We start from the raw sequence: 26,941 nt of genomic DNA on the forward strand, positions 1-26,941 counted from the left end.
GGTCCTTTCGGACTGGTTCGGCGGGCACGAGCGCGACCGCCTGGGGGCAGCAGAAGCAATATAGACCGTTGACTCAGTTCACACAATGCACTGGGGGGTTCTCGCCGCTTCGCAACGCCAGTCTCTAGGCTGGACCTTCGACCGACGCCGATCGATGCCCGAGGACGCTCATGCCCCGACTCGCCCTCTCCGACGACTTCGTCGTGGACCTCGTCTCTCTGCAGAGACCTGTGCAGAAGGAGGTCACCGACGCGATCCAGAGGTTCCGCGGCATGACCGTCCCCCAACTCCACGCGAGCAAGGGCATGCATCTGGAGAAACTGGAACGGGCACGCGACGCACGCATCCGGACGATACGCATCACCAAGTTCTACCGGGGTGTACTCCTCGCCCCCGACGACGGCAGCGACCTGTTCACCCTGCTCCGTGTCGCCCCTCACGACGAGGCGATCAACTGGGCCTGCAAGCGCGCCTATTCCGTCAACGGCGCCACCGGTGGTCTGGAGGTGCGCAACGTCGAGGCGCTGGAGCAGATGGAGACATACTTCGAGACGAAGGCCGTCTCGACACCGGCCCGGCTCTTCGAGGCCCACTCCGACACCGTTCTCCGTGACCTCGGCATCGACAACCAGGTGCTTCGCCTGGCACGGGTCTGTGTCACGGCGGAGGATCTGACGGTCATGGCACCGCCCATGATGCCCGCCGATCAGTACGAGGTACTGGAGTTCCTGGCGGAGGGCTACTCCCCCGAGGACGTCTGGGAGCAGCTCATCGCACCGCGCGGGCAGACTGTGCGCACGGCGGAGGACCGTCCGACGGTCACGCTCTCCGAGGCGATCCTCAACACGCCCAACCGCATCGTGGAAGTGACCGGTCCGGGTGAGCTGGAACGCATCCTCACCGAGGACCTGACCCGCTGGCGCATCTTCCTCCACCCCGCCCAGCGCCGGTACGCCTACCACCCCGGCTTCAACGGGCCCGCTCAGGTCACCGGTGGTCCCGGCACCGGCAAGACGGTCGTCGCACTGCACCGCGTCCGGCATCTGCTGCTCACGGGCCGGGAGGGCGACCGCGTCCTGCTCACCACCTTCACCAACGCGATGGCTGCCGCGTTGCGGGACAGTTTGGCTCTGCTCCTCGGTGACGCCGACGCCCATCTGCTGGACCGGGTCGACGTGACGACGGTGGACTCGCTCGCCGCCCGGGTGATCCGCGAGTCGAGGGGCGGTTCACCGAAGCCGCTGTCGGCCGCCGCCGAGAAGAGCGCCTGGACCCGTGCCAGCGCCCGCGAGGACCTCCCGTGGACGGAGACCTTCCTCTCCCAGGAGTTCCGCAACGTCGTGCTGGCCCAGGGACTGCGGTCCCCGGAGGAGTACCTGCGGTGCGTACGGCGCGGGCGGGGCACGCAGGTGGGGCGCGTCCAGCGTGCGCGCCTGTGGCGGGTCATGGAGCGTTTCACCGCGGACCTCGCCTCGCGTGACTCGGCGACGTACACACAACTGTGCGACCAGGCCGCGCGCATACTCGCGGAAAGCGGCCCCCGGTACCGTCATGTCGTTGTCGACGAGGCGCAGGATCTGCACCCGGCGCAGTGGCGCGTGCTGCGCGCCTGCGTCCCCCTGCAGGCGGACGACATGTTCCTCGTCGGTGACCCCCATCAGCGGATCTACGACTCGCGGGTCTCGCTGCGCTCGCTCGGCATCAACGTCCGGGGACGCACGTCCCGGCTCCGCATCAACTACCGCAGCACGGAGGAGATCCTGCGCTGGTCCGCGGCGCTCCTCGACGGTCAGCCGGTCGGCCGGCTCGGTGAGGACGACGACGAGGACGGCGGCCGTGACTCGCTGCGTGACTACCGCTCGCAGTTGCGCGGCCGCGTCCCGGCGGCCCAGGGCTACGCAAGTCAGGACGAGGAGCTGCGAGCGCTGGTCGAGCAAATCCGCACGTGGATCGATCAGGACGGTGTCAAGCCGTCCGAGGTGGCGGTGTGCGCGCGGTTCAACACCCTGGTGGACACCGTCATCACGCGGCTGCGCCGTGAAGGTGTCCCGGCGGTCGCCGTCAAGGACGACCCCGGTCCGGAGGTGTCCGGGGTGCGGGTGGCGACCATGCACGCGATGAAGGGACTCGAATTCCGCTGCGTGGCCGTGGTCGGTGTGACGGCGAAGGTGCTGCCCTTCGCACCGCAGGTGACGCCGGAGGAGATGGACCCGGTGCAGCACCGGTCCGATCTGCTGGCCGAGCACTGCCTGCTGTTCGTGGCCTGCACCCGGGCCCGTGACGCGCTTGCGATCTCGTGGAACGGCGAGCGCAGCCCTCTGCTGGAACCCGTCGTCGGCTGAGCGGGACGGGCGGGAGCGGTGAGCTCCCGCCCGTCCGGCTCGGCGGCATGGGGTCCGAGTCAGACCCTGATCTCCCGCACGACGACCTTGCGTGCCTTGTCCTGAGCGGCCAGGTAGGAGACCTCGCGTCCCGTCGGCTGCCACATCAGGGCGTGCCCGAGCGGCGAGGACGGCGAGACGATGTCCGCCCCGTCCACGGGAAGCTCCGCGACGGTGTACAAGGCGTCGCTGTCCACGTGCCCGTCGAACTCCAGGACGAGGAGAGCCCCCGGGAAGACGCTTCTCGGCACGTCCGCCTCCCCGCCGACGCGGACGGCGTCGAGGAAGGTACGCAGAAACGTCAGGCGCTTGGTCCGCCGGTCTCGCTGGTCGGCCTGGGACTTCCTCAGGAACACCAGGTTCGCCGGGTCCACTCCGTCGGGGGTCTCCTCCGGGGCGTCGATGGCAGTTTGCAGCTGCTGCATCTCACGGACCAGCCGCTGGAAGGCGGCGGCGGGGATCTCCTGGACCGGCAGGGCGCTGCCATGTGTGAGAGCGGACACCGGAGGCGTCGTCCGGTCACGGAGCCCACCAGAGTCCGCGGTCACACGCGTTTCCTCTGACTCACCACCCAGCGGAAGCTGCCCGTTCCCCGTCTCGGTGGTGTGGGAACCTCCGGTCGGCGCCTCGTCCACTGCCGTGGCGTCTCCGGCGAAAGCGGCCTCGTCCGCGTCCTTCTCCTGCACCGGCTCGATACCCAGCCGCTCCAGCTCGGCCCAGAGCGGCGCCAGTGCCTGCTCCTTGTCGAGATGGAACCGGCTGCCGCGGATCCGGACGAAGGTCCAGTCGACCCGCTCCAGGTCACGCTGGCGAGCAGCGGCAGTGGAGGCATCCTCACCCTCCGCGAACACATCACCGTCGCAGGCGACCGCGAGCCTGCGGGTACCGCCTTCGACGACCAGGTCGATGGTGTGGCGCCCGACGCCGTACCCAGGTCGCACACGGTAACCGCGCGTGGCGAGTTCCAAGTACACCTTCTGCTGGAAGAGGCTGTCGAACGCCGCGTGCCGCACCTCGGACAGCACCTCCCCCTCGAGTCGATCCCCGTCGTCCTCCGCAGGCCGGGAGAGATGGTCGAGCCACCAGCGGCGAAGATCGTTCTCGTGGAACTGTTCGGTCCGCGCGCTGTGGAAGACCCACACTTGGTCCTGGGCACGGGAGGCGGCGACGTTGAGTCGCTGCTCGTACGTCTTGCCGTTGAAGCCGCCCGGCACCGTTCCGGCCGCCGTGGTGGCCGAGTTGACGCACGAGATGAACATGACGTGGCGTTCGTCGCCCTGGAAGTCCTCGGCGTCACCGATCCGGATACGACGCTCCTCGCGCTGTTCGTAGTCGAGACGCTCGGCGAGCAGGTTCTCCAGCTCCGCCAGGTGTCCCTTGCTCGCGCGCAGCGTGATGATGCCCATCGTCCTGCCGTCGTAGGCGGGATCGGCGCAGCAGCGCACGACGGCGTCGACGAGGGCCTCCGCCTCCGCCGTGTTGGCGAGGCGGCTGTTGGCTCCGAGCACCTCGCCGTTCTCCACCAGGACGGTGCGCACCGGGGGCAGGCGGTCGGCGCCGTACTGCCGCAGCGGCTGGAGCCTGCCGTTGTAGCAGAGCTCGTTGGAGAAGGAAATGATCTCCGGCATGCACCGGAAGTGCTCCTTGAGCATGAGCGTGCCACGACCGGCGGACAGTGCCTCCGTCAGGTCGAAGAAGCTGGACTCGGGGCCGAACAGGCTGCGGACCTCGGGCTCGAGGGCGGTGAGCAACCGGTCCCTGAGGTGGAAGTACTCGTCTTGCTTGAGGCCGACGTTGGAGGGGCTGACCTGCTTGGTGTCACCGACGACGACCATACGGTCGGCGAGCCAGCTCAGCAGCATGGCTTCCAGGCCGGACTGGCTGGCCTCGTCGACGATGACGACGTCGAACATCCCGGGCCGGTCCATGGGAACGGTCTCCGCGACCTGGTGCAACGGCATGATCCAGGCCGGCACCGCTGTCTGCGCCTTGCGGAGCGCTGCCTGCGCGTCCCGACGGTAGCGGTGCTGGTACTTGCCCTTGATCCGACGGGCGGCCTGCTGGTAGGCGCTGAGCGCGCGAGACTGGTCGCCGGTGAGCAGGCCCAGGCAGCGGTGCCAGGCGCGGGCGGCCGCGAGCCGGGCGAGCATGATGCGCGCCTCGTCGTCCGCCTCCGTCAGCTTCCTGCGCAGAGCACGCTCCGCCTCCGGGTCGGTGAGCTGCTCCATGCGCTCACGCCAGGCGGACCAGGCCCAGGCTTCGGCCAGGTGAGGCAGCCGGGCGTCCCATCCGGTGTCCTCGGCCGTGTCGACGATCCGCTCGGCGAGCGCCGGGAACGCATCGCGGACGCGAGTGAGGGCCTCGTGGAGCTCGGCGCGCAGCCGGGCCGCCTCCCGGACCTCGGCGATCTCGTGGCTGAACTCGCGGTAGCCGTCGTGGTTCCGGGCCCGCACGCTCTCGAGCGCACGGGCGACGGCGGGTGAGACCCCGGGCCGGTCGCTCCAGGACCGCAGGAGTTCCTCAGTGTCCGCGATGACCCGACGGGACTGCTCGGTCGCGCGCAGAGCACCGGCCGCCCGCAGCAGGGCGCGTACGGCGTTCTCGACGGAGGCGTCGTGCCAGCTAGCGACGGCCAATTGCGGGGAGGCGGAGGCCGCGGCCAGGATGTCCGTGCGGGTGGCGGAGACGGTGAGGAGCGCGTCGAGGACGGCTGCTTCCTGCCTCAGGCGGGCGAGCCGTGGGCCGTGCCCCTGCCAGGCGCCGGTGGGCGCTCCCCATTCGGCCTCGATCTGCGTCAGACGCATTTCCAGATGGACGCGGGCCACCACGACGGCGGCGGTCGCGGGGTCCTCCGGCGGCCGTCCGTCGACCCGGACGCTCTCCACGAACGGACCGACCGTCTTGGCCAGTTTCGAGCGCAGGCCCAGGCTCCCTCGCAGCTTCTGTCCCTGGGTGAGTCCGTCGTAAAGGACGGTGGCCTGGCTGAGCGCGGTGGTCGGGTCGTACTGCTCGAGGCCGCTCACCAGGGCGGTGCCCAGCGTGGTGAGCGAGGCGTCGACCGCCGCCAGGGCGTCCGTGACCGCGGCCTGACGGCTCCGCGTCTGCCAGTCCTGACCTGCGGTGACCTCTTCCAGAAGGGATGTGGCCCACGGGCCGGCCGCGGCAGCGAGGGACGCCGCCCGTGCCCGTGCGGCCGCGAAGGCATCGAGTGCCGCGGCGAGCCGTTGCTGCGCCTTCTCGTCCAGGCCCCGTACCGCGGTGTCGTACTGGGCGCAGAGCGGGTCCTCCCGCACTGCCGCATGCGCCTCCTGAGCCGAGCGCACGACACGGACGGCGTCCTCGAAGTCGCCGGGGTCGGGGAGTTCCGAGGGACCGGGTGCGTCGGCGGCGAGGGCCTGTTGGTGCGGGGTGTAGGCACGGATGGCACGCAGCAGGCCCAGCGCGTCGGCGGCGCTCACGGCGGCTTGTTCCTGCGGTACCGCGCCGAGCCACTCGTACTGCCCCGCCTCGGCCGCCAGACGTTCGGCGATCTCCTGGAGGCTGCCGCTGTAGTCGCCGATCTCCGCGTCGAAGCGGTGTGTCTCCTGTTCACGCAGGGCCGCGAGGTCGCGCAACATGGCCTGCTGAGCGCTGCGGGCCTTGGCGAGGCGTGCCTGGAGTGTGCGGATGTTCCGCTGCGAGGACTTCGCGTCGTAGCCGGCGTACTCGCTCAGGATCCGCTGCACGGACGCCTCCAGCTCGCGCTGGGCGGCGGCGCCGTCCTCCGTGCGGCTGACGCACAGGTCGCGGATCGACTCGGGCAGTTTGTCCCGCAGGACGCGCAGGGCACGCGGGGTGTGGCTGGTGATGAGGACGCGCTTGCCCTGGGCGAGCAGGTCGGTGACCAGGTTGGCGATGGTGTGCGTCTTGCCGGTGCCGGGCGGTCCCTGGACGACGACGAGCCGGTTGGACCGCAGCCGCTCGGCGATGGTGCGCTGCTCCTCGTTGGCGGGCAGGGCAAAGTACATCTCCCCGGTGTCGCCGTCCGAGCCGTCGTCCTCGGCCGCCGCGAGGTCGGCCGCGGTCAGTGCGCCGTCGCGGCCCGCGATGTAGGCCAGGAGTTCGGTGGGCTCGGTGCCCGCGTCGACCTGGCGGGCGATCGCCTTGAGGGCGTCCATCGTCGATCGCCGGCTGCGCTCGCGCAGCACGAGCGCGGGTGTCAGCCCCACCTGCGGTACGTCGAGACTGCGCGGCTTGGCACGTTCCACGGCCGGTGAGTAGCTTCCCGCGCTGTGAGCGGCGTTCACCCAGCTGCGCAGGGCGGTGTGCAGGGCGTGGAGGTGCTCCGGGTCCGTCACGTCCGAGGCGCCCTCCAGCAGCCCGACGATCTCTTCCCGCACGGGTCCGGGAACGTGCTGAGCACCGTCCAGCATGCCCTCTTCCAGCTCCAGGCCGGTTCCGGTGGGATCCGGGGACGCGGTGAGGGTGCCGGTGGACGGGTCGAGGTGGATGGTGGCCCGGTGGGTGACCAGGTGGCGTTCGACCCTCTGGCCGCCGGCGGTCTGCCAGGTCAGCCGGCCCAGGCCGAGCACGAGCTCGTATGCCTCGCCGAGGTTGACGGCGTCCTCGTGCATCTTGTGGAGACGGTCGTAGAGCCGCACGACGGGATCGATCGCCCGGCGTCGCTCCGCCCACGCGCGCCAGTCCGCCTCCCAGGAGGCGTACAGCTTCTCGATCCGCTCGCGCTTCGGGTGGTCGTCCAGTTCGTGGTAGCTCTTCTCGAGGGGGATCCCTTCCGACCAGTCCGGGAATTCGGGCTCGATCCGGCGGCGCAGGTGTGGGGCACGGGTCTGCCTGAAGTCCCTGAGACGGGTGTCGTCCACCCAGGGGGCGAGGAGTGGATCGGGGTGAGGGGCGTCCTCGCGCTCGGGGCGCTCGACGGTCACCCAGGCAGGGTCGTCCATGGTCAGCACTCCGTCGAGCATGACCTCCACGCCGTCGTCGTGCGGCAGTTCGTCGAACCACACGGTGCCCGCAGCGCTGTCCAGGGTGCGTACGGGCCTCGCCTTGGACTCCTCGGCCTCGGCGAGGAACCGGAAGATCTGCCGCACGCGCGCCGCATCGGTGGGCGCGGCGGATGGTTCGCCGGCGACCGGGATCCGGGCCGGTGCGCCGGAACGGCTGGGCTGCGCCGGAACGGCACCGAGAGTGTTCGCGGTGGAGGGGTGCGTACCGGCGGAATCGCGCCCGGCGGGTGCCGGTTCGTCGTCCGTGAACAGGGAAGCCTGCTGGTCCCCGAAGAGGGCGGCCTGGTCCGGCAGTGGTGCCGGTGCGGTGCGCGTGAGGGCCAGTCGGGGATCCTCGCCGGAGGCGGAAGGAACGGCTGCCGTCGTGAAGGTCACACTCTCCCGCTCATGGGTGCCCAGGAACCGGACTTCGATGTCCAGCTCTCCGGCGGTACCGGCCGGAATGCTGTACGCCCAGGTCGCCGAAGCGCGGCGCCCCTTGAGCAGGGTGCCTTCGAGGTTGCCGTCGAGCGAGTGGGTCCGGTAGTCCTCCACCTGCCGGCCCGTCTTGCCGTAGGGCCCGCTTCGTACCTGCAGCGTGATGCCGTCCATGTCGATGGGCCGGTCCGTGCCGTTGCTGAGGTGCAGGGTGCAGCACACCACGTCGTCACCCTCGCGATACCCGTACGCGTCCTCGGGATCGGCCAGCCTGTACGGCGCCACACCGTCCACGCGGACATGCAGGCCGTCGGCGTACTGGTAGTGCGTGCCAACGGGGCGCGCGCTCTCGCCCAGACCACCTTCGTACTGGCTCACACGCCACCCCATTGCTGCTGAGGGCCACCCCGTGGCCACTTTTGTGAGACGTGGGCCCCGCTCACACAGGACACATCGTCAGTCGACCGCACTCCCCGACGCCCGACATCATGTGAACTGAGCACACGGCGTGCAGCGTAGCAGCAACCACGTCGCCCCGGAGCCTCACGTCAGGGCCGACGCCAACCCGCACCCTGCCCCCTGACACTCTGCATGTTCCGACACCGCACAAGTCCAGGCGAAATGACGACAGGTCCACCACAGCATGCAACACAATGAAGAGTTCATGTTGACTAAGTTCACAAGTATCCGGCACGCTGAATAAGGCGCCACCCTCCGTGCGCTCACCGCTCCACAGAAGGGCCCTCTCACGCCATGCACATGGAAGTGCTAGACGTCACGCCCGAGTTGGCAACTGAATGGCTCACTCGAAACACCAGCAACAGGCCGCTCAGCAAGGCGACCGTTCAGCAGCTGGCAGCCCGAATCCAGCGGGGCGAATGGCAGCTGACCCACCAGGGCATTGCCTTCGACGAGGACGGCGTACTCATCGACGGTCAGCACAGGCTTGCCGCAGTGGTCAAGGCGGGGCTCACGGTGCCCATGACCGTCGCACGCGGTGTGCCCCGCACGGCGTTCACCGTGATGGACACCGGGCGCAAGCGCACGGGACGCGATGCGCTCGCGCTGGCGGGCGAGGCCAACGCCACACACCTGGCCGCGGCTCTGCGCGGCCTCCATCTCTACTTGCACGCGCCCAATTCAGCGTGGAGCGGCGGCTCGTCCGTCACCAGCAACGACCAGCTGCTGACGCTGCTCGCCGAGCACCCTGACATCCGCGATGCCATGCAGCACGGCATCGCATTCAACCGGGCATGCCGCATCACCGTGACGGCGGCGACCATCGGTTGGTACGTCACGTCGCGAGCACGTCCCGATATGGACCAGTCGTCCTGGCGGGAGGGCCTGATCACCGGGGCTCGGTTGGAACCCGGTGATCCGCGACTCACCCTCCGCAACACCATGCTCAATCTGGCGACCGGCGCGTCACACCGGCGTCGCGACGACTCGCGTGAGCACCTGCTCTATTACCTGAAGGCCTGGAACGCCTGGGTGGAGGGCCGCTCGGTCAAGCTCCTGCGCCGCTCCCCCAACGAGACGATGCCCCGCATCTCCCGGTTGTCCACTGTCACGCCTTCGGGCGGATGATCCGGGGCGCTCCTCACCGAACTACTCGAAGCGGTGTCACCGCAGCTCGTCCGCCAATAGATTGAGTGACCGCTGCCGCTACGGCTGAACACGTCGGACGGGCGCCGACCCGTGCCCCGGCAGAGAAAGGAAGCGCATGCGCGCCCAGGAGATCACCTTCCTGAAGCTCGTCCAGGGAGACAAGCAGTTCCAGGTGCCGCTCTATCAGCGGACGTACAGCTGGGGCAGAGACCAGCTGCATCGGCTCTGGGAGGACGTCTGCGAACTCGTCGAGCAGCACCTGTCGGGCGAGTCCACCGCCCCGCACTTCCTCGGTTCCGTGGTGCTGGCTCCCGGCCAGATCCAGGCCGGGGGCGTCCAGAGGTGGCTGGTCGTGGACGGTCAACAGCGGCTGACGACGCTGATGCTGGCGTTCACCGCGCTGCGTGATCACCTCAAGGAGAGCGGCGACCTGCGCGGGGTGGACCGAGTACACCGGCAGATACTGGTCAACGAGTTCCACGAAGGGCTGGACCACTACCGGCTGCTTCCCACACAAGCCGACCGCGACGCGTACACGTCCTGTGTGCAGTCCAGGGCCGAGGCCGGCGGAAGCGACAACGTCGGCGCGGCGTACCGGTTCTTCCGCGGCGCTCTCGCGGAGGGCCAGGAGGCGGGTGACGAGCGGTGGATCTCGACCGTCGAGACCATCCTCAAGGACCTGCTCTCCATCGTCGAGATCACTGCCGAGTCCGGCGACAACGTCTACCGCATCTTCGAATCGATCAACAACACGGGCGTCGGACTCAGTCAGAGCGACCTGCTGCGCAACTACGTGTTCATGCTGCTACCCAAGCGGGGTGAGCGCGTGTACCAGGAGCTGTGGCTGCCCATGCAGCAGAGCCTCGGTCCGAAGAACCTCGAACTGCTGGTCTGGCTCGACCTCATCGTGCGCGGCAACTACAAGGCCAAGCAGAGCGAGATCTACCGGGAGCAGCAGAAGCGGCTGCAGCCGATGGCCGGTGACGAAGCGGCACTGCAGTACGAGGTCGAGCAGTTGTCGAAGCGGGGACAGCGCTTCCACCGCATCCTCGACCCGGCCCGTGAGCAGTCCCCCGCGCTCCGCGCCGTGCTGGAGCGGCTGATGTCCTGGGGTGGCCAGACCCATTATCCGATCGCACTGCACCTCCTCGACCTCGTGGACGCGGGGCGGACCACGCCCGACGACGCCGCAGAGGCACTGCTGTACGTCGAGTCCTACCTGGTGCGGCGGCTGATCTGCCAGACACCGACCACCGGCCTGAACCGGATCTTCATGGAGGCGCCGAAGGAGCTGGAGACGGACCGGCCGGCGGCCGAGGCGGTTCGCCGCTTCCTCTCCGGACGCCGCCGACGATGGCCGAGTGACGAGGAACTGCGCGAGGCGATCCGCAGCAAGCCGTTCTACTGGAGCGGCCGCCCTCCACAGCGCAGCTACATCCTGCGTCGGCTGGAGGAGAGTTATCGCCCGTCCGAGCCGGTGGACTTCGCCAAGGCGGCCCTCAGCGTGGAGCACGTCCTGCCACAGCGTCCGGCCCAGGCCTGGCTCCAGTTGCTCGACGAGGAAACAGAGCCGAATCAGGCTCCTCAGGAACTGCACGACCTGCTGGTCCACACGCTGGGCAACCTCACACTCACCGGCGACAACGGCAAACTGTCCAACCACCCCTTCGAACGCAAGCAGCAGATCCTCGAGTCGAGCGCTCTGCGTATGAACCTCGAGATCGCCGAGGCGAAGCGCTGGGGCAAGGCTGAGATCCTGGCCCGCGCCGACCGTCTGACGGACCGCGCCGTCGAGCTGTGGCCCGGTCCGATCGGGGGGATCAAGCCGACCGGGGAGGAGTCGCCGGGCTGGACAGAACTGCGGGCTGCGTTGGTGGCGATGCCGAGCGGCACGTGGACGACCTATGGTGACGTCGCCGAACTCATCGGCAGTCATCCCGTGGCGGTCGGGGCCTATCTGGGCACCAACCCGTCAGTGATCGGAGCTCACCGCGTCCTCACCGTCGAGGGCAAGATCTCCCCTTCGTTCCGCTGGCCGGAGGGCAGTGACCGGCAACCGCCGCAGGAGCTGCTGGCAGGCGAGGGCGTGCGCTTCGATTCGTGGGGGCGAGCCCACCGTTCTCAGCGCCTGACGGCCGCCGAACTGGCCACTCTGCTGGGCAAGGACGTCACACAGCCGGTCTCGCAGGATCCGCTTCCCGAGGGGGAGGACAAGGCGGCGGCCGAGCGGTTCCTCACGCAGTTGCGGGAGAACTGGCCGGACGCCTACGACGGAGTCATGGCAGCCCTCGACTTCTGGCGCCGCCAAGGCGGTTACGTCAACTACGGGCGGCACGAGGAGACCAGCTGTTTCCCGGTACTCGACGCCGGCACCAGCCACCGGCCGCACCTTTTGTGGCCGATCGGCGTCTACCCGGTGAGCGGCACGGTCGAGGTGGTCTTCCAGTACCTCAAATCCCGCAGCCCTTTCGACGACACGGAACAGCGCCGGGAACTGCTCAACCGCCTGAACAAGATCGACGGCGTTGACCTGCCCGAAGCGAAGCTGGAGCTCCGGCCGTCCTTCCCGTTGACGGTCTTCGCGGAGCACGGCGACGAGGTGTGCGAGGTCCTGGACTGGTTCGTGGGGGTCGCGGCACTCGATCTGGCGCGGCGGGACTGAGCAAAGCAACCATCGCGAATGAGGGAGGCACCCGTGTATGTGTTGAGCGAGCTCGAGCTGACACGCGAGAGCGGCCGAGTGACGAAAACCGGCACGACGCTGTCCGGCGAGACGGCGGTGGCGGACGCCGTCGAGTGGGGGCTGCGTCTTCCCGGACACCCGACGCTGAAGATCCACGACAACCACTGGCGCAACGGCGAACGAGACCTGGGACTTCACAAGCCTCCAGTCATGCCCGAGAGGCCCTCGGCCTTATCGAATCTGCACGGACGGCTGCGATCCGGCATCGCCCCCACGCCGGGGCGGTGGGAGCTCCGCGTCATGGTGTACCCGACGTACGTCGACAAGCACGACAGGCCGCGAGTCAACAAGTCCTTGACCACGGAAGCCCTCATCGACCGAGTGGGGCTGTTCGTACTGCAGGAATTGACCGCGAAAGAAGACGTCACGCTGGAGCCCGCTCACGACCGCCCGGACCTGCCGCTCGTCGACCTGGACGACCCACAGGACGAGAAGCCCCTCCAGCACGCCTTGTTCTTCCCCGGCGAGGACGACGAGACGCCGGTACTCGGCTTCGTCCACTTCCGGGTCGTGCCCGTGCTCCGTCACATCGGCTGACTGTTCAGACGGCGGCTGAGGAGGTGTGGTGTCGAACAGGACATGCCAAGGGACCGTCCGCAGCCTCAACGGTCACACGATCTGCTTCACGGGTCGCGTGCTCGTCGACGGCGAGTGGACGGTCAGGACTCGATGTGAGGAACTGGCGGAGGGAGGCGGTGCGGACACCAAAACCGACTTCTCAAGGAAGATCACCCTGGTCGTCTACGGCGATTTGGCCAGCAAGGTGGTGGCGGACAGCCGCCGCGCATACAGCGGCAAGCTCGTCGGCGCCGGCGTCTCACGCGACGAGGGGCGACACGTCTGCGTCGTGGACGCGGACGGCTTCTCGAAGCTGCTCAAGCGGCGTCCCGCCCCGTGTCTGAGGCTGAGGAGGTCGGGCGCCGGGTACGTGCGTCCCGTGGCAGCCGACTCGGCCCAGAGCGGCATCCTGGGCGCTCCTCTCCGCGGGCGCAGGCCGGGTAGACGCCCGTCCGTGGATCTCGCTCTCGATCTGAACCACCTCGACAAAGCGACGGCCGCGCACGAGGCGACGGTGGGTGCGCTCCTCGCGCACCTTTCCGGTCAAGGCATCGAGGTGCGCACCCACGCACCAGGCGCTCCCGCCTTCGACGCGGGGTGGTCCCGCGAGGCAGACGTGTTCATAGCCGAGATCAAGAGCCTGACGGGCGCGCGGGAGGACCAGCAGATCCGCCTGGGCATCGGACAGGTCCTCGACTACGCGCATCAGCTCCGCACCTCCCACCCCGGGCGCCGCATACACCCTGTCCTGGTGCTGGAGAAGCGCCCGGCGGCACCCCGGTGGTCGTCATTGGCTCAATCCGTCGGCACATGGCTTACGTGGGCCCCTGGCTTCCCGGGCCTGTGAGGGTGAGAGCGCCGCACGGAACGGCGCTTACCGCGGCCCCGATCTGCCCGGGAGGCGCCGGCGAGGGGGACGACATGGTGCCGTCTCCAACGGATGAAATCGGCGAATGCCATCGACCCGGCCATGCCGGTTCTCCACCGGCATGGCCATGAACTGGTCGATCGGCTCCGTGCCTAATCGCTTTCGCTGGTCGTGGACTCGGGTCCAATCGGCCCCACGGACCTCGTGCCAGTACTGTCGCCGTCACTGCCCGCCTCAATGGGGGCGTGAAGCCGCCTTTGAAGCGCATCGCGTTCACCGTCCGGGATTGCCATCGACTCGGCGAGCACGGCGGCGAGCGCGTCCACTTGAGTCTTCTCAGTGTCAGCGTGGAAGAGCCACCGAATGTTCTCGTCACGCGTGATGAGGTCGATCGCCAAGCGAGCGTCTCTGTCCTGTGGGCTCGCTGCTCGGACGTATCGCACTCGGTCGATCGGGATGTCTTGACCGATCTCGCCCTGCTCGAGGAAGGCGTTCGTCTTGGCTGTGATGATGCGGCGATCCGTGACAGCGACCAGCTCCCTTACCGCGGTCTTGTCCCGCGCTGCCGCCAACTTCTCCTTCGCTCCGCCGAGGATCGCGGAAATGGGGCCGAAAGCGTCGAGCTGGTCGGGGAAGCCGAGGACGCGCAGGGTCTCACCGTCCTCGATGAACCACCGCAGGATGCGAAGGTACGGCTTGAGCACCAGCGATTCGGGGGCGCAGACAACGCCGGGAGCCTCGAGCACAGGGGCCGGCGGCCGGAGGGCGTTGGCAAGAGGCTCGATCGCCTCCAGAAGGCGGGCGGAGGTCTCGCGGGCGGCCTTCACCTCCTTCCGTTTCCCCGGAAGCGGCCAGCTGTCGGGGCCGGGGAGCTCTGCGGTGATGCGCAGCTCCCGTGTCAGCGCGTCGACGAGGCTCGTCGTCTCGGCGAGAACGGAGTCGAACTCAGCGCGGGTGTCACGGGCGATGACCTCGGCGTACTGCGCCTCGGCTGCGTCTTCGCGTCCAGCGGCTCTCGCTCTCGCGGCGCGGAGCGCGTGGTACCCGGTCCATGCCTTGAGGGAGGACAGGAGGGCGTAGGCGTCGAAGGCGATCGCCTCGGCGTTCGTCTGCAGATACTCACGGTGGCTGCGTGCGTCGGGCCGACCGATCTGCCTGACGTGGTCGCGGACGTTCCCCTGGTAGAGCTCGAGCTGCTTCTGCAGCAGCGCTCCACTGCCTGCGACGTCCTCCCACAAGGACGCCGGGACGGATTCGATCTCTCGCGCCTGGTCGACCGCGCGATCGATGGCGGCGACGAGCCCCGTCAGTTCGGCCCACTGGTCCTTGCGGATGGTGGTGAGGACCTGGTTTGTCACCGCGAGGTTGGTCCTGACGATGCTCGACACCTCGCTCAGCATCATTTGGAGGCCGACCATGGCCAGCGCCGGCCCGATCGAGGCCGCGGTCTGAGCCTTGCTCACGGCACTCACGGGGTAGAGGCGGGCCTGATGCATGAAGCGGCCCGGAACCATCACCGTTCCGAGGTTCGCTCCGTCCTTGACGGCGAGCGTCGCGCCGCTGTTCAGCAGGGCCTGTGCCGTGTCGCCGATCCTGTAGAGCCCCTGCACACCGGCGAACGCGTTCCCGAGGTTGCCGACCACGGTCGCCGCGTTCCCGATCGACGCGAGGATCGCTGAGATCTGCTTGCGGTCGGCAGCCGGCACAATTCCGAAGTCGATCAGATCGGGTTTCAGCTCCGGGGGGACCTCACCGGCGACGAGAGCCACCCCAGGGAGCACCTCCACCAGGATCGTCGACGCCGTCGTCGAGTCGTTGTCCGAGTTGGGTGTCGGACCATCCTCTGCAGGTGAGTCGGTCGTATTGCTCCGGCCGTCCTCCTGAGGCTCGGCAATGCCAGTCGAGTCCGAAGTTCCTTGCATGCGATCTCCTCCCCCGCAAGGGCGCGCAACGGCCAGACACCGTCGACGAACCCTGGCGAAGTCTACGGCTCGACACCCTGCGGTTCGGTCTGAATCCACGGGCACTGATTCCTGCGTGAGTATGACTGGGGTACTGACCTGCGACGGAGCTGGCACATGGTCAGCAACTCTCGCCGAACTTGACGGCTCCGAGCCTCACGGGCTGCCCTTCGAGCGCCACCCCGGCCTCCGGGTCGGTCGAGCAGACCTGCCAGTTCGATTCGACGAGCACCATCCGGTCCTGGCCGGACACGTCGTTGACCGTGATGCTGGTGGAGCCATCGAGCGCCTGCCGGGCGACCTTGACCGACTCGCCCACGAAATCCGGCATGGTGGAGCCGGCTTCCTCGGGCTCGGCCTGGTCGCCGCTCGCGGGACAGCTCTCCTCGAGCTTGACCGTGCTGAAGTCGACCTCCGTGTCCGTCGCGTACGTACCGGGCGTCGGGGTCTGAGCACAGACCTTCCAGTTCCGGTCGAGGATCTGGTTCCGGCCCCGCCCGAGCGCGTCGTGGGACACGAGGTGGTAGAAGCCGACGCCCTGCGCCTCCTCCTGGGCGCTCTGCAGCCCCTTGCCCACCATGCTCGGCAGCCTCGCGGAGGACTCGGTGTCGGCCGGGGCCGCGTCGACGGTGTCGGCACCCGACGCCTCGGGGGCCGACGGAGCGGTGGGCGCAGCGTCGTTCTTGCCGGTATCGGTGGTCGGGCCGCAGGCGGTGAGCGCGGCGAGCAGCAGCGCTGCCGCTGCGGAGACACGGGTGATGCGCATGGTGAACCCCAAGGCGTTGGAGATGAGAGTGGCTCGTCGTGCGGACAGGAGGCGGGACTGATCGCCCCCAGGTCGGCCCCCGGCGAGTGGTTCCAGCAGAATGTCGGACCTGCTCAGCCTCGCCGGTTGACCCAGCATGGCACTCGTGTACTGAGTTCACAACTCAATGCAGGACATTCGTCGTGCACCTCTGCGATCGGGGCCCTCAGGCCCTGGTCCGGTTCAGCGCCGAACGGGGGATGGGGAGAGGGCAATGAAGAAGGACACGCTGGAGTACGAGCGGGCACTGGACGCCGTAGTAGACATCCTGCGGAAGCAGGACCGCGCGGGGGCGGCACCGCTGACGTACCGCGATCTCAGCACGGCGTTGGCTCGGCGGGGCCACCATGTCCCCGCCCATGAGGGCCCCCATACCCTACCTGCTCGAGGACTCCTCCGTCCGGGAGAGCCCGGACGGGACGCTGCCCCTGCTCTCAGCACTCGTGGTCCTGCGGGAGACCGGCCGACCCTCTGGCGGCTTATTCAAGCTGGCTCGACGCACGCCCTACATGCGGCCCGGCGACGACTTGGAGCTGTGGGTCGAGGAGATCAACCGACTCGCTCATCATTTCTCCACCGACTGAAAGCCCGTCGCGAAGCTCGACGCATTCCAGGAGCCGGTGCATTACCCGGTCATGCGCGAGGGGGCCCGGCTTGCGACGCCGTCGGAACCAGGCGCGGCGGCAGCGGGCGGGGAGGGTTCCCATGGGCGGCGTACGCCCGCTCCTGTTCGCGGCGCCAGATCTTCAGCAGGGCCTCGTCCGTCTGCGGCACGGCCAGACCGACCGTTCTGAGGATGTCACGGAAAAAGGCTACGGGCATGCCCTCCTTGCCGGTCACCAGCGCAGAGAGCAGTGGCACGTCCGGGCCCGTCTCCCGGTCGACCGCGGACAGCACATGGCGTGCGCCGTTGCCACCGGAGCCGAGGACCAAGTCCTGCAGGGGTACTGTTCGGCCCACTGCAGCCACGTCAACAAGCTGCCTCGTGAGCCGGCCGACAGGGTCTTCCGCTGCCGTGTGCGGGCCCTGTGTGGTGCGGTTCGCGCGCGAGCCCAGGTCAGCCGCACGCCGGGGCCTTTCCTCCCGGGCCCGCTGGCGCTCCTCGTTCTGTTTGGCAGCTCTGACGCTCTCCTTCGCCGCCTCCAAGGCGCGCTGGACAGGCAAGACGAAGTCTCCGGCCGTCTCGTGGACCAACGCCGCACGCTTCCGTCGTGTGGTGCGCGTCGTGCCGTCGTACGCGTCGAGCCAAATCTGTGCCGGACGGAGCGCTTTACGCGCTCTTTTGCGAGGCCCCTTGCCCAGCGTCGGCAGCATCTGTTCGAGCTCTGTGACGAGGGCGCGAAGGCGCCTCACCTTCGAGACGGCGGACGACCTCATTTCACCGTCTCCACGCTGTGCTGTCACTTGTCGGTGGTCGACGGTGCGTTGGTGTGCGGCGAAGCCGTCGGCGGGCTTTCGTGCGTCCGCAAGGTGCGTTACCGGCAGGTGTTCCGGTTCCAGGGACATGCGTGGAGGTATGGAACGTGCAGGGACGCCGTAAGCGGCGAAGGCACGCTCTGTTTCCACGGCAGCCCAGCGTTTGATGCGGTGCGAGACCGCCGCGTGCGGAACACCCAGTTCGGACAGCACTCTGAAGAGGTACGGGAGCTGCATTCCCTGGTCCCGGATGAGCGCAGAGAGAACCGGGACGTTCTCCCGCAGCGGGCTGTCGACCGCGACCAGCAGATCGCGACGGCCGGTGTCCGAGTACTGGGCGAGCGCAGGGCTGACGGTGCGGGCCAAGGTCTCCCACGTGGTCGTCGTCCGCAGGCGTGCGTGCTGTATCAGGGCGTCTCGCACGGCAGTCGCCATGTCGCCACGGGAAAGCAAGGCGGGTGCGGCCGGAGGCTCGTGGATGGTGAGCGGCTTCGCCGCATTGACCGGCTCGGGCTCACGGGTCCTGGGCTCGGGCACGGTCTGGGCAACTACCGGCTCAGCAACCGTCGGGCGCGTCCACAGCCCGGTACGCTGGGCTTCGTGCGCGTTGAGGCGTGTGTATCGTCGTGCTTCGACCGTCCAGTCCGAGGCGCCCTCTGCGATGAGCAACCGGGCGCCGTCAGGGACACGGTAGACGTGCTCGGCAGGCGGGACCTCAGTGTCTCCTGGGAGTGACACCAGCGCCCGGACGATCGGGCCGTCCACGGGTTTCACATCGGCCACAAGCAAGTGCCGGTCCTTCGCCGCGAACGGGGAGTCGGCCGGCACGTCGGCCTCGGGGACGAGGGCGAAGGCGAGGCCTCCCTGGAGGGGGAAGACGGCCGGCCGGGGGCGGGGACGGGTCAGGCGGATCTTCTCGGTGTCCGGTGTGACGATGCCTGACGGCGTCACCGCACAGTCCTCCAGCGGTGTCCAGGACACCGTGCGGTCCCGTGCCTCGGCCCCGATGTGAACGCGGCGCTCGCCGCCCACCGTTTCACAGCGGACCCGGAGGCAGTAGCCGTGGCGACCGACGAGCTGCTGAGTGATCGGTCCTTCTGACGAGAAGAACCAATCGATGCCGTCGGCGTCCGCTGCGAGTTCGTCGTCGGCCCGGCGCCAGGCTCGGTAGTCAACGGCGTTGAGCTGGAAGCGCAGCCGACGGCGGCTGTCGGGCAAGTACACGTCCACCGCGTCGCCCGGGCCGCTGCCCAGGTCGCGTGTCTCGACCCGCCCTTTCACCTTCCCCCTGCCGAGCAGTCTTTGCACTCCCCGCTTGATGAAGAGGTGGTCGGCGCTGGACTCGCCGTTGTTCTTCCGGTGGCAGACCGGGGCCGTCGGGTGGTGTGCGAAGTGGCACACCTTGGTGGTGTACCGCCGGTCACTCAGCTCCCCACCGCAGCCGCCGAGTTGCAGTCCGCACCAGTAGGAGTACCCGGGGTGCGCCTTGCGCCAGCGGTCCAGTTCCCACGCGTCCATCGGCAGGATGACCGGATGGTCGGAGTTCCTGTGACCGATCACGGCTGTCTGCACGAGACGGTGGTCGAGCATGGGACCTCACAGCGACACTCAGAGGATTGTTCGCCCGGCCAGTGGCGGGTGGCACGATCCGCTCCAGTATGCTTTCCATGCACTAAGTTCACAAGCGATGGACGAAACTGCGCGTACACCCTTGTTCTTCTGATGCGGGGGCCGCACACTCACGACTCATACACACCAGCGGTGGGGCAGGGACTGAGTCCAAGGACGGCCGCACGAGCCGAGCGCGTAAGCCAGCGCACCAACCCATGTACGCGCCCTGCCGTTGGGTCAAAAGCTGTCCCATACTGCGCATCAGGAGGGGCCGGCTCCGCGTCACGTCCGGGGCCCGAGGTCTGGGGGGACAATGGCTGACGCACGCCTGCAGTGGTTACAGGACGCCGTCTCGGCGTTCGGCGCGGAGTGCAAACGCAGTTTGGCGGGACCGGGTGATCGCGAGGCGGCGATCCGAGGCCCGCTGGAGCAGCTGTTCCGCGCCATGGGGAAGCATCACGCCCTGCGCGAGATCAGCTGGCACCCGGAGACTCGCATACCGCACCTCGGCGTGCGGCCCGATTACGCCGTACGCGTCGACGCACAGATCACCGGCTATATCGAGGTGAAGCGGCCCGGCAAGAGCATCGACCCCGACACCTTCACCGGTCACGACAAACGGCAGTGGCAGCGCCTGCGCGACCTGCCGAACCTCCTCTACACCAACGGCACTCACTGGCGCGTCTTCCAGTACGGCACGCTGGTCGGCGAGGAGGTCGTCCTGTCCGGGGCGCTGAAGAGTGCCGGTGCGAAACTCACCGCCTCCGACCCGGCCGCCTTCGACGCGCTCGCACGAACGGTGCTCTTCTGGAGGCCGCAGGAGGTCCGGCGGGTCTCGGTGCTCGTCCAGCACATCGCCCCGCTGTGCCGGCTCCTGCGCGAGGCCGTGCGGGAACAACTGCGCGCGGAGAGCGGTATGGACGCCGACGACCCCACCGTCGAGCGTCCCTTCACCGGCCTGAGAAGCGACTGGCGCCGCCTCCTCTTCCCCACCGCCGACGACGCGACGTTCGCCGACGGCTACGCGCAGACCGTCACCTTCGCCCTGCTCCTCGCCCGTACGGAAGACATCCGGGTCGCCGGCACGAGCTTCCACGAGATCGGACGGCGGCTCCACGCCGGTCACGCCCTGATGGGCAAGGCCCTCCAGCTCCTCACCGACAACGTCAACGAGCGGTTCGAGGTGACCCTGGCCCTCCTCGCCCGCACCGTCGAACGCGTCGACTGGGAGACCATCCGGCAGGGCAACCGGGACGCCTACCTCCACCTCTACGAGTCGTTCCTCTCCGTCTACGACGACGACCTGCGCCGGCGCAGCGGCTCCTACTACACCCCGCACCAGGTGGTCGAGGAGATGGTGCGCCTCACCGAGGACGTCCTGCGCACCCGCCTGGGCAAGGCCCGCGGCTACGGCGACGACGGCGTCCACATCGTCGACCCCGCGATGGGCACCGGAACCTACCTGCACACGATCACCGAGCGGGTGGCGCGGCAGGCCGCCGCACGCTCCGGCGAGGCCATGGCGCGGGACGCGATCGGCCGCCTCGCTGGGCGCCTGTACGGTTTCGAGCTGCAGATGGGCCCGTTCGCGGTCGCCGAGCTCCGGGCCGCCGACCTGCTCAAGAAGCACGGCGCCGAGCTCCCGCCGGGCGGGCTCAACCTCCACGTCACGGACACGCTCGACGACCCGTACGTCCAGGAGGAGCAGCTCGCCTCCACCTACGCGGCCCTGTCGGACTCCCGTGCCCGCGCCAACCATGTGAAGGCCAACGTCCCCGTCACCGTGGTCATCTCCAACCCGCCCTACGACGACAAGGCAGAGAACCGCGGCGGCTGGATCGAGAAGCGCGTCAAGGGCCAGGGCCGCCCGCCCCTGGACGACTTCCGCCACCCCGGGAACGGCCGCTACGAGCACGCGCTGAAGAACCTGTACGTCTACTTCTGGCGGTGGGCCACCTGGAAGGTCTTCGACGTCCACGCGGACGACCGGCACGGTGTCGTCTGCTTCATTACCCCGTCCGCCTTCGCCACCGGACCCGCAGGGCGGGGCATGCGCGACTACCTGCGCCGGACGTGCGACGAGGGGTGGGTCATCAACCTGTCGCCCGAGGGGCAGCGTTCGGACGTGGCCACCCGCGTCTTCCCGCACGTCGCCCAGCCGCTGTCCATCTGCCTCTTCGTACGGCACGCGGACCACGACGCCACCCGTCCCGCGCGCATCCACTACCGGGCCCTGCACGGCAAGCGCGCCGAGAAGTTCGCTCAGCTCCGTGCGGTCGGTCTGGACGACGACGGCTGGCGGGACGCGCATACAGAAGGGATACGGCCCTTCACTCCTGCGGCGTTGTCCGACTGGGAGGAGTACCCGGCGCTGGACGCGCTGTTTCCTTGGGGCAGTTTGGGCTTCACCACCAATCGCTCCTGGGTCTCGTCACCTCACCCGTCGGTCCTCCAGCACCGCTGGGCTCGCCTCTGCGGTGAGGAGGACCAGGAGGCCAAGGCCCTCCTTTTCAAAGAGACAGGAGACCGTCGGCTCGACGCACGGGTCACGTGCCTGCCCGGTTTTCCGCATCCCGACCGGACCATCGGCGGAGAAGCCGGCACTCGCCCCCCGCTCCTGCGTGTCGCCCTGCGTAGTTTCGATCGCCAATGGCTCATTGCCGACAACCGAGTACTCGACCGCCCCAGGCCCGACCTGTGGGAGTCGCTCCAGCCCGGACAGGTATTCCTCAACCAGCAGAGCAGCCACGAGATCGACAGCGGCCCCGCGCTGGTGGCGACGGCGCTGCTCCCGGACACGCATCACTTCAACGGCCGGGGCGGAAGGGTGCACCCCGTCCTCCACCCGGACGGCAGCGCCAACGTGCCCACCGGCCTGCTCCGGTACCTGTCCGCCGTCCTCGGCCTGGACGGGGTGACGGTGCACGACCTCGCCGCCTACGCCGTGGCCGTCGCCGGGCACAGCGCCTTCACGGAGCACTTCACCGAGGAACTGCTCACCCCGGGCGTCCGGTTGCCCCTCACCCGCGACCCGGAGCTGTGGAGCGAGGCAGTCCGTCTCGGCCGTGCGTTCCTGGGGGCGGCCACCTACGGCGAGCGGGGCGATCCGCCCGAAGCACCGGCGTCCGCTCAGGAGGGCGTCGGCTTCCCTCCGGGAGACCCGCGCCAGGTGCGGTACACGACGCCGATCGGCTCCGCCGTGCCCGACACGCTGACGTATGACGAGGAGAGCAGCACCCTCCACGTGGGGCTGGGCGCCTTCACGGGGGTCCCGCCCGAAGTCTGGAACTACGAAGTCGGCGGCATGCGGATCGTGAAGAAGTGGTTCGGCTACCGGAAGGCCTCCCCCACCAGCCGGAGGACCAGCCCACTGGACGACCTCCACGTCACGACGTGGCCGAGCGAGTGGTCCACGGAGCTGATCGACCTGCTGTCCGTCCTGCGTCGCCTGGTCGACCTCGCTCCGGCGCAGCAGGTCCTCACCACGAAGATCGTGAACTCTCCGGTCGTCACCATCGCCGACCTCACGTCGGCGGGTGTTCTCCCGCCTCAGCCCAGAGCCGACCGTGCCCGGCGACGTGTCGTGCTGGACTTCGACCGACCGGCGGACGAACCGTGACCGTGGCTACGCACCATCGCCGGCCGCGACGTGGGCCTCGGCCTGCTCCAGGGTCCACGTCCCCTCCGCCAGCCGTCTCAGGGCGTGTCCGGCGGAACGGGGTGCCGCTCCGCGCGCCACGGTGTCCGCGAAGGAAGCCACGGCACTTAACCGCGCCGCCAACTCGTCGCACTCCGCCGCCCGCAGAGCTGCCGCTCCGGTGTCGGTGAGGCGAAGTGTGCCCCGGTCACCGTCCCGCTGCTCGACCAGCCCGGCCCACAGCAGCGTCGGCAGGGCCTCCCGGACCTCGTCCGTGTCGAGGTCCCGGACCACGTATGACTCCGGCCCCGTTTCGGGAGCAGGGAGGTCGCAGAGGTCCAGTTCCCGCAACAGGTGGTGCTGGAGCGGCGACAGCTGACCGATGGGATCGAGCATGACCCCAGTATGGCCCGCACCGTGTGGTCGTGCGGGCTCTCTTCGCGCCCGTGCGGCTCCGGTGTCCAGGACGGTTCGGCCCGGCTGCCTGCAAGACTGGGCGTCAAGCGGGCCACAGCACTTCGGCCCAGACGATTTTCGTGTACGCATCCCGGACCTCCCAACCCCACCGTTCGGCGTACTCGGCCACGAGTAGCAGTCCACGTCCCGAAGAAGCGTCGAGTGCGGCCGGCTCGGCAGCCGAGTCGTGGGGCAGGCGTTCCGGGCGGGTGTCCGTCACCTCGACGCGGACGGCGGTGTGCTCCGGGAGGAAGAGCAGCGTCAGCCGGAAGTCTCGTCCAGGGGTACGGCCGTGGGTGACGGCGTTGGCCGCCAGCTCGGCCGTGACGAGCACGACGGCCTGTGACGTCTCGGAGTCGTACGGGACACCCCAGGCCGCGAGTTGCTGCACGGCGAGTCGGCGGGCGAGACGGGCTCCGCGTCCGGTGCTGCTGAGGCGGACGGTGAACTGCGGGACACGGGTGGGTGGTTCGGTGGACACGTTCGGCGGCTTCATGGAGTAACCGTCCCGTCACGCACGCGGCCTGACGAGGCCGGACTTCCGTACCCAGCCGCGCGGTACGGCCGCCGTACGGCTTCGTACGGCAGGTGTACGGACCGACGCACGTCCTCGGCCACTCCGCGACCAGTTCCTCCGTCCGGGCCGGCACCCCTTCCGCGAGCCCGCGGAACTCCCGGTAGCAGGTCCGCACGTACCTGGGTGCTTCACGCCGCCGAAGGGGGCCTGTGGTTCGTCCGCGACGGACTGGCCGTTGACGTGGACCATGCCGGTGGGCAGCGGATGCGGACGAACACCGCGCTCCGGGGCCGGCCGCAACGGCTCTGAATCCTTTTCCGCCTCCGCCGCCTCTTATCCATGAACCGGCCGAGCGGGCCGGCGGACATCAGGAGGAACGAAGCATGACGATCGCGATCATCGCCGTGGCCGGTGTACTGCTGGTCTGCATGTGCAGCGTGACCTTGCTCAAGCGGAGGAACCGGAACCGTGGTTGATCCGCACCGGTCACGACGGCAGATCCCCGGACACGAGCAGGGCACATGAGTCGAAGCTCCCCTTGGCCCGACGAGCGGCTGGTCAAAGCCGCCCAGGACGGCAACATCAGCTCACTGACCGCTGTGATCATGGAGTCGCAGCCCCACGTGCGCAGGTTCGCTCTGTCCTTGTGCGCCACACCGCAGGACGCCGAGGACGCAGCTCAGGAAGCACTGATCATCCTCTACCGGAAGATCGGCACGCTCCGCGCATCCGGCGCCCTGGCCTCCTGGATGTTCCGCATCGTGCGCAACGAATGCCTGCGGCACCTCCGACTGCTCACCTCCGCCTCCGTCACCGAAGAGGCCGGCAGCGAGCCGGCGCCCTCCGCGGAGACCTCGGTGCTGCGGCGGCTGGACGCCGAGCGGGTCGCCGCCGCGGTCAGCGGTCTTCCCCGCGACCAGCGGCAGGTGCGAATATGAGAGACGTCCAGGGGTACCCGGGCCGCCTCGTCGCCCAGTCGCTCGGCCTGAACAACGCGGCCATGAAATCGAGACTCCACCGCGCCCGGGCCGCCTTGCGGCAAGCCCTGGCGGCCGATGAAGCAGCCGAAGGAGAGGCACAACCATAAAGACCTCCGAAACAGGCAAGCCCGTCCGTGCGGACGCGGACTTCGCCAGCGCTTCCGTCCCGCAGCACCTGCTGCGCGGTGCTCTGGGCTTCGGCCTGATCATCGGCTCGATCGCCCTGGTGCCGTTCGTCGGCCCCGCCACCCTGCTGGCCGCCCCCCTGGGACTGGTCGCCCTCCGCGGCTGCCCGACCTGCTGGTTGATCGGCCTGGCGCAGACCGTCTCCCGCGGCCGCCTGGAACGCAGTTGCACGGACGGCGTCTGCACCCTGACGAAGGCGGGCGGCCCCGCCTCGACCTGAACCGCCTGCCCTGCCGGGTACGTCGAGTGTGCGGCGGTCGGTGACCGCTCAGGTGGTGCCGTCGAGCGGCTGCTCCGGGACAGCGGGATGAGTCGGACGATCCTGCGTCCGACGCAGTTCGCGTCGAACGCCGTGATGGGTGGGGATGTCAACGAGGGACTGCTCAAGGCGCACGACACGGTTTCGCGCGTCACCGGATCCCCTGTCAGGCCCTTCCGGCAGTGGGCTGCGGAGAACGTCGCCGCGTTCCGCTGACGGTCCCGGCGGGGCCGCTTCGCGGCGGGGCGTGGACGTCAGAGCTTCGGACTGCGCATGGGCGCCCGGTTCAGTATCTCGATGTACATGATCCGGCCGTGCACGACAGGAAGGATCAGCATGCCCTTCGAAGGCTAGAGCGGTACGCACCGGTGGCCCTCGCCGTACGGCTTGCCCTTCGGGTGCACCGCCGTGTGGATGCTCTGACAGAAGTCGTCGCCGCAGTCGCACATGGCGACCAGACGGGCATCCCGCACGCAGATCGCCAACTCATGCTCTCCCTCTTCTTCCAAGAGGGTGGTCAGCTCGGCGATAGGGTCGGGGAAGACGTCACGAACGAGGGGTTGGTCCTGCTCCATGCAGGGAGGGTAGCCGGAGCGGCACACCGAGCTTCGTTACGAAGGTGTGGGAGGCGTGGTGAACGGTTCGGCCGGGGATGTGGAGCAGTTGCTGGACGCCACGGCACACCCTCTGTGGACACGCGCTCTCACCCGGGAGTCCATGAGAGCGCGGCAGCTCCTCGCTGCGGGCGAGTGGCGCCTGTCCTCGGCGGACGCCGAGGCGGCAAGGGCTGTCCTCATCCGCCTCACCGCCCCGCTCCCGACCCGGCGGGGCACAGCGGCACGGACCAGGGCGACGGACCGGGACAGACGGCTCCAACGCATACTCCGGACTACTGTCCACCACCTCGACGCCGGTACCGTCAGCCCGCCTGCCGCCGCCCTCCTGGCCGCCGTCGCCCGCGCCCTGCTGCCCTGGCACGCGGCCCCCAATCCGCCCCGAGCGGCCGCGGCGCCGAGGTACGGCATCGTGCCGGGAACGACGGAACGCGCGGCGCCGCCGACCGAAGCGGGCGAAGCCCTGCTCCCCGGCCTGGCCGCACTGTTCACTGCCCTCGCCGCGACGAGCGTGCCTGGCGCCGCCCCGCTCACACCGCCGGTCAAGTCCTGGCAGGTCAGTTACGCGGGCAGATTCCGTCACTACACCAGACCCGCGCCGGATGTATGGGCAGCCGAAACCGTCGGCTGCCCGGAGTGCGGAGGCAAGGACGGCCCGTGGACGGTGACCTGCGACTGGCACCGGGCCACGTTGGGCTGCCCTTGCGGGGCGGTGATGCGTGAGCACGGCCTCGCCATCTCCGAGATCTGGCTCGTACTGCCGGAGACCTGACCGGTCCTCCGGGCAACCAGGGGGATCCGGCCGTCGGCCGCGTCACAAGCCGTGGGTCAGCAGCTGGTCGATCCAGTTCGTCACCCGGTACTTCACCGCGTGCCGGCGGTTGCAGTACTGGCGCCACCGGCGCTGTTTCAACGGGC

The 26,941-nt window shown here is 68.9% G+C and carries 16 protein-coding genes and 2 pseudogenes; 11 read left to right on the plus strand and 7 right to left on the minus strand.

Annotated features, from left to right (window positions below; all coding sequences use genetic code 11):
- Positions 1–170: 170 nt before the first annotated feature.
- Complete coding sequence (locus ACIGO6_RS26575; protein WP_399880382.1) at positions 171–2,342, plus strand: UvrD-helicase domain-containing protein; 2,172 nt, start codon at positions 171–173, stop codon at positions 2,340–2,342.
- A 59-nt stretch (positions 2,343–2,401) separates the two neighbouring features.
- On the opposite strand, the gene ACIGO6_RS26580 is transcribed toward ACIGO6_RS26575, so the two are convergent.
- Positions 2,402–8,182 carry an AAA domain-containing protein gene (locus ACIGO6_RS26580; RefSeq protein WP_399880385.1) on the minus strand — a complete coding sequence of 1,927 codons (5,781 nt, stop codon included), beginning with the start codon at positions 8,180–8,182 and terminating at the stop codon, positions 2,402–2,404.
- A 375-nt stretch (positions 8,183–8,557) separates the two neighbouring features.
- Here ACIGO6_RS26580 and ACIGO6_RS26585 point away from each other — a divergent pair, with 375 nt between their 5' ends.
- The 4 genes from ACIGO6_RS26585 (at position 8,558) to ACIGO6_RS26600 (ending at position 13,560) form a co-directional block, all read left to right on the plus strand.
- The gene (locus ACIGO6_RS26585) at positions 8,558–9,391 is read left to right on the plus strand and encodes a hypothetical protein (RefSeq protein ID WP_399880388.1); all 834 of its coding nucleotides are present in this window, start codon (positions 8,558–8,560) and stop codon (positions 9,389–9,391) included.
- 136 nt (positions 9,392–9,527) lie between these two features.
- Entirely contained in the window at positions 9,528–12,074 is a 2,547-nt protein-coding gene (locus ACIGO6_RS26590) for a DUF262 domain-containing protein (protein ID WP_399880391.1), read from the plus strand.
- Positions 12,075–12,107: 33 nt separating this feature from the next.
- A complete protein-coding gene (locus ACIGO6_RS26595) occupies positions 12,108–12,692 on the plus strand; it encodes a hypothetical protein (protein WP_399880393.1) in 585 nt (194 codons plus the stop codon).
- A gap of 28 nt (positions 12,693–12,720) precedes the next feature.
- Positions 12,721–13,560, plus strand: a complete 840-nt coding sequence (locus tag ACIGO6_RS26600; protein ID WP_399880396.1) for a hypothetical protein — start codon at positions 12,721–12,723, stop codon at positions 13,558–13,560.
- 173 nt (positions 13,561–13,733) lie between these two features.
- Here ACIGO6_RS26600 and ACIGO6_RS26605 read toward each other — a convergent pair whose 3' ends face one another.
- Positions 13,734–15,503 (minus strand): hypothetical protein, encoded by a 1,770-nt coding sequence (locus tag ACIGO6_RS26605; RefSeq protein WP_399880399.1) that lies wholly within the window; start codon positions 15,501–15,503, stop codon positions 13,734–13,736.
- 160 nt (positions 15,504–15,663) lie between these two features.
- Positions 15,664–16,308 (minus strand): hypothetical protein, encoded by a 645-nt coding sequence (locus tag ACIGO6_RS26610; RefSeq protein WP_399880402.1) that lies wholly within the window; start codon positions 16,306–16,308, stop codon positions 15,664–15,666.
- A gap of 398 nt (positions 16,309–16,706) precedes the next feature.
- On the opposite strand from ACIGO6_RS26610, the gene ACIGO6_RS26615 reads away from it, so the two are divergent.
- The gene (locus tag ACIGO6_RS26615; protein ID WP_399880405.1) at positions 16,707–16,931 is read left to right on the plus strand and encodes a hypothetical protein; all 225 of its coding nucleotides are present in this window, start codon (positions 16,707–16,709) and stop codon (positions 16,929–16,931) included.
- Positions 16,932–16,980: 49 nt separating this feature from the next.
- On the opposite strand, the gene ACIGO6_RS26620 is transcribed toward ACIGO6_RS26615, so the two are convergent.
- Positions 16,981–19,353, minus strand: a complete 2,373-nt coding sequence (locus ACIGO6_RS26620) for a hypothetical protein (protein ID WP_399880408.1) — start codon at positions 19,351–19,353, stop codon at positions 16,981–16,983.
- Between the two features lie 466 nt (positions 19,354–19,819).
- On the opposite strand from ACIGO6_RS26620, the gene ACIGO6_RS26625 reads away from it, so the two are divergent.
- The gene (locus tag ACIGO6_RS26625) at positions 19,820–22,993 is read left to right on the plus strand and encodes a type ISP restriction/modification enzyme (RefSeq protein WP_399880411.1); all 3,174 of its coding nucleotides are present in this window, start codon (positions 19,820–19,822) and stop codon (positions 22,991–22,993) included.
- Between the two features lie 6 nt (positions 22,994–22,999).
- On the opposite strand, the gene ACIGO6_RS26630 is transcribed toward ACIGO6_RS26625, so the two are convergent.
- Positions 23,000–23,407 (minus strand): hypothetical protein, encoded by a 408-nt coding sequence (locus ACIGO6_RS26630; RefSeq protein ID WP_399880414.1) that lies wholly within the window; start codon positions 23,405–23,407, stop codon positions 23,000–23,002.
- Between the two features lie 103 nt (positions 23,408–23,510).
- Complete coding sequence (locus ACIGO6_RS26635; RefSeq protein ID WP_399880417.1) at positions 23,511–23,963, minus strand: ATP-binding protein; 453 nt, start codon at positions 23,961–23,963, stop codon at positions 23,511–23,513.
- Between the two features lie 644 nt (positions 23,964–24,607).
- Between ACIGO6_RS26635 and ACIGO6_RS26640 the strand changes: the two are divergent.
- The 3 genes and pseudogenes from ACIGO6_RS26640 to ACIGO6_RS26650 all read left to right on the plus strand — a co-directional run.
- Positions 24,608–25,071: pseudogene (locus ACIGO6_RS26640) on the plus strand (RNA polymerase sigma factor).
- Positions 25,068–25,370 carry a hypothetical protein gene (locus ACIGO6_RS26645; RefSeq protein WP_399880842.1) on the plus strand — a complete coding sequence of 101 codons (303 nt, stop codon included), beginning with the start codon at positions 25,068–25,070 and terminating at the stop codon, positions 25,368–25,370. Before ACIGO6_RS26640 ends, ACIGO6_RS26645 begins: the two are co-directional and overlap by 4 nt.
- Positions 25,371–25,427: 57 nt before the next feature.
- Positions 25,428–25,625, plus strand: a pseudogene (locus ACIGO6_RS26650) (hypothetical protein); the annotation flags it as partial.
- 134 nt (positions 25,626–25,759) lie between these two features.
- On the opposite strand, the gene ACIGO6_RS26655 reads toward ACIGO6_RS26650, so the two are convergent.
- Complete coding sequence (locus ACIGO6_RS26655; protein ID WP_399880420.1) at positions 25,760–25,984, minus strand: hypothetical protein; 225 nt, start codon at positions 25,982–25,984, stop codon at positions 25,760–25,762.
- 55 nt (positions 25,985–26,039) lie between these two features.
- Between ACIGO6_RS26655 and ACIGO6_RS26660 the strand changes: the two genes are divergently transcribed.
- Entirely contained in the window at positions 26,040–26,795 is a 756-nt protein-coding gene (locus ACIGO6_RS26660) for a hypothetical protein (RefSeq protein WP_399880423.1), read from the plus strand.
- Positions 26,796–26,941 lie beyond the last annotated feature (146 nt).

It is taken from the genome of Streptomyces sp. NPDC053750, assembly GCF_044544295.1.
Lineage (GTDB): Bacteria > Actinomycetota > Actinomycetes > Streptomycetales > Streptomycetaceae > Streptomyces.

Bases quoted from the DNA above. Each gene is read 5' to 3' on its own strand.
- ACIGO6_RS26575 (WP_399880382.1), top strand. From the start codon at position 171: ATGCCCCGACTCGCCCTCTCCGACGACTTCGTCGTGGACCTCGTCTCT.
- ACIGO6_RS26585 (WP_399880388.1), top strand. From the start codon at position 8,558: ATGCACATGGAAGTGCTAGACGTCACGCCCGAGTTGGCAACTGAATGG.
- ACIGO6_RS26590 (WP_399880391.1), top strand. From the start codon at position 9,528: ATGCGCGCCCAGGAGATCACCTTCCTGAAGCTCGTCCAGGGAGACAAG.
- ACIGO6_RS26605 (WP_399880399.1), bottom strand. From the start codon at position 15,503: ATGCAAGGAACTTCGGACTCGACTGGCATTGCCGAGCCTCAGGAGGAC.
- ACIGO6_RS26610 (WP_399880402.1), bottom strand. From the start codon at position 16,308: ATGCGCATCACCCGTGTCTCCGCAGCGGCAGCGCTGCTGCTCGCCGCG.
- ACIGO6_RS26615 (WP_399880405.1), top strand. From the start codon at position 16,707: ATGAGGGCCCCCATACCCTACCTGCTCGAGGACTCCTCCGTCCGGGAG.
- ACIGO6_RS26620 (WP_399880408.1), bottom strand. From the start codon at position 19,353: ATGCTCGACCACCGTCTCGTGCAGACAGCCGTGATCGGTCACAGGAAC.
- ACIGO6_RS26625 (WP_399880411.1), top strand. From the start codon at position 19,820: ATGGGGAAGCATCACGCCCTGCGCGAGATCAGCTGGCACCCGGAGACT.
- ACIGO6_RS26630 (WP_399880414.1), bottom strand. From the start codon at position 23,407: ATGCTCGATCCCATCGGTCAGCTGTCGCCGCTCCAGCACCACCTGTTG.
- ACIGO6_RS26635 (WP_399880417.1), bottom strand. From the start codon at position 23,963: ATGAAGCCGCCGAACGTGTCCACCGAACCACCCACCCGTGTCCCGCAG.
- ACIGO6_RS26655 (WP_399880420.1), bottom strand. From the start codon at position 25,984: ATGGAGCAGGACCAACCCCTCGTTCGTGACGTCTTCCCCGACCCTATC.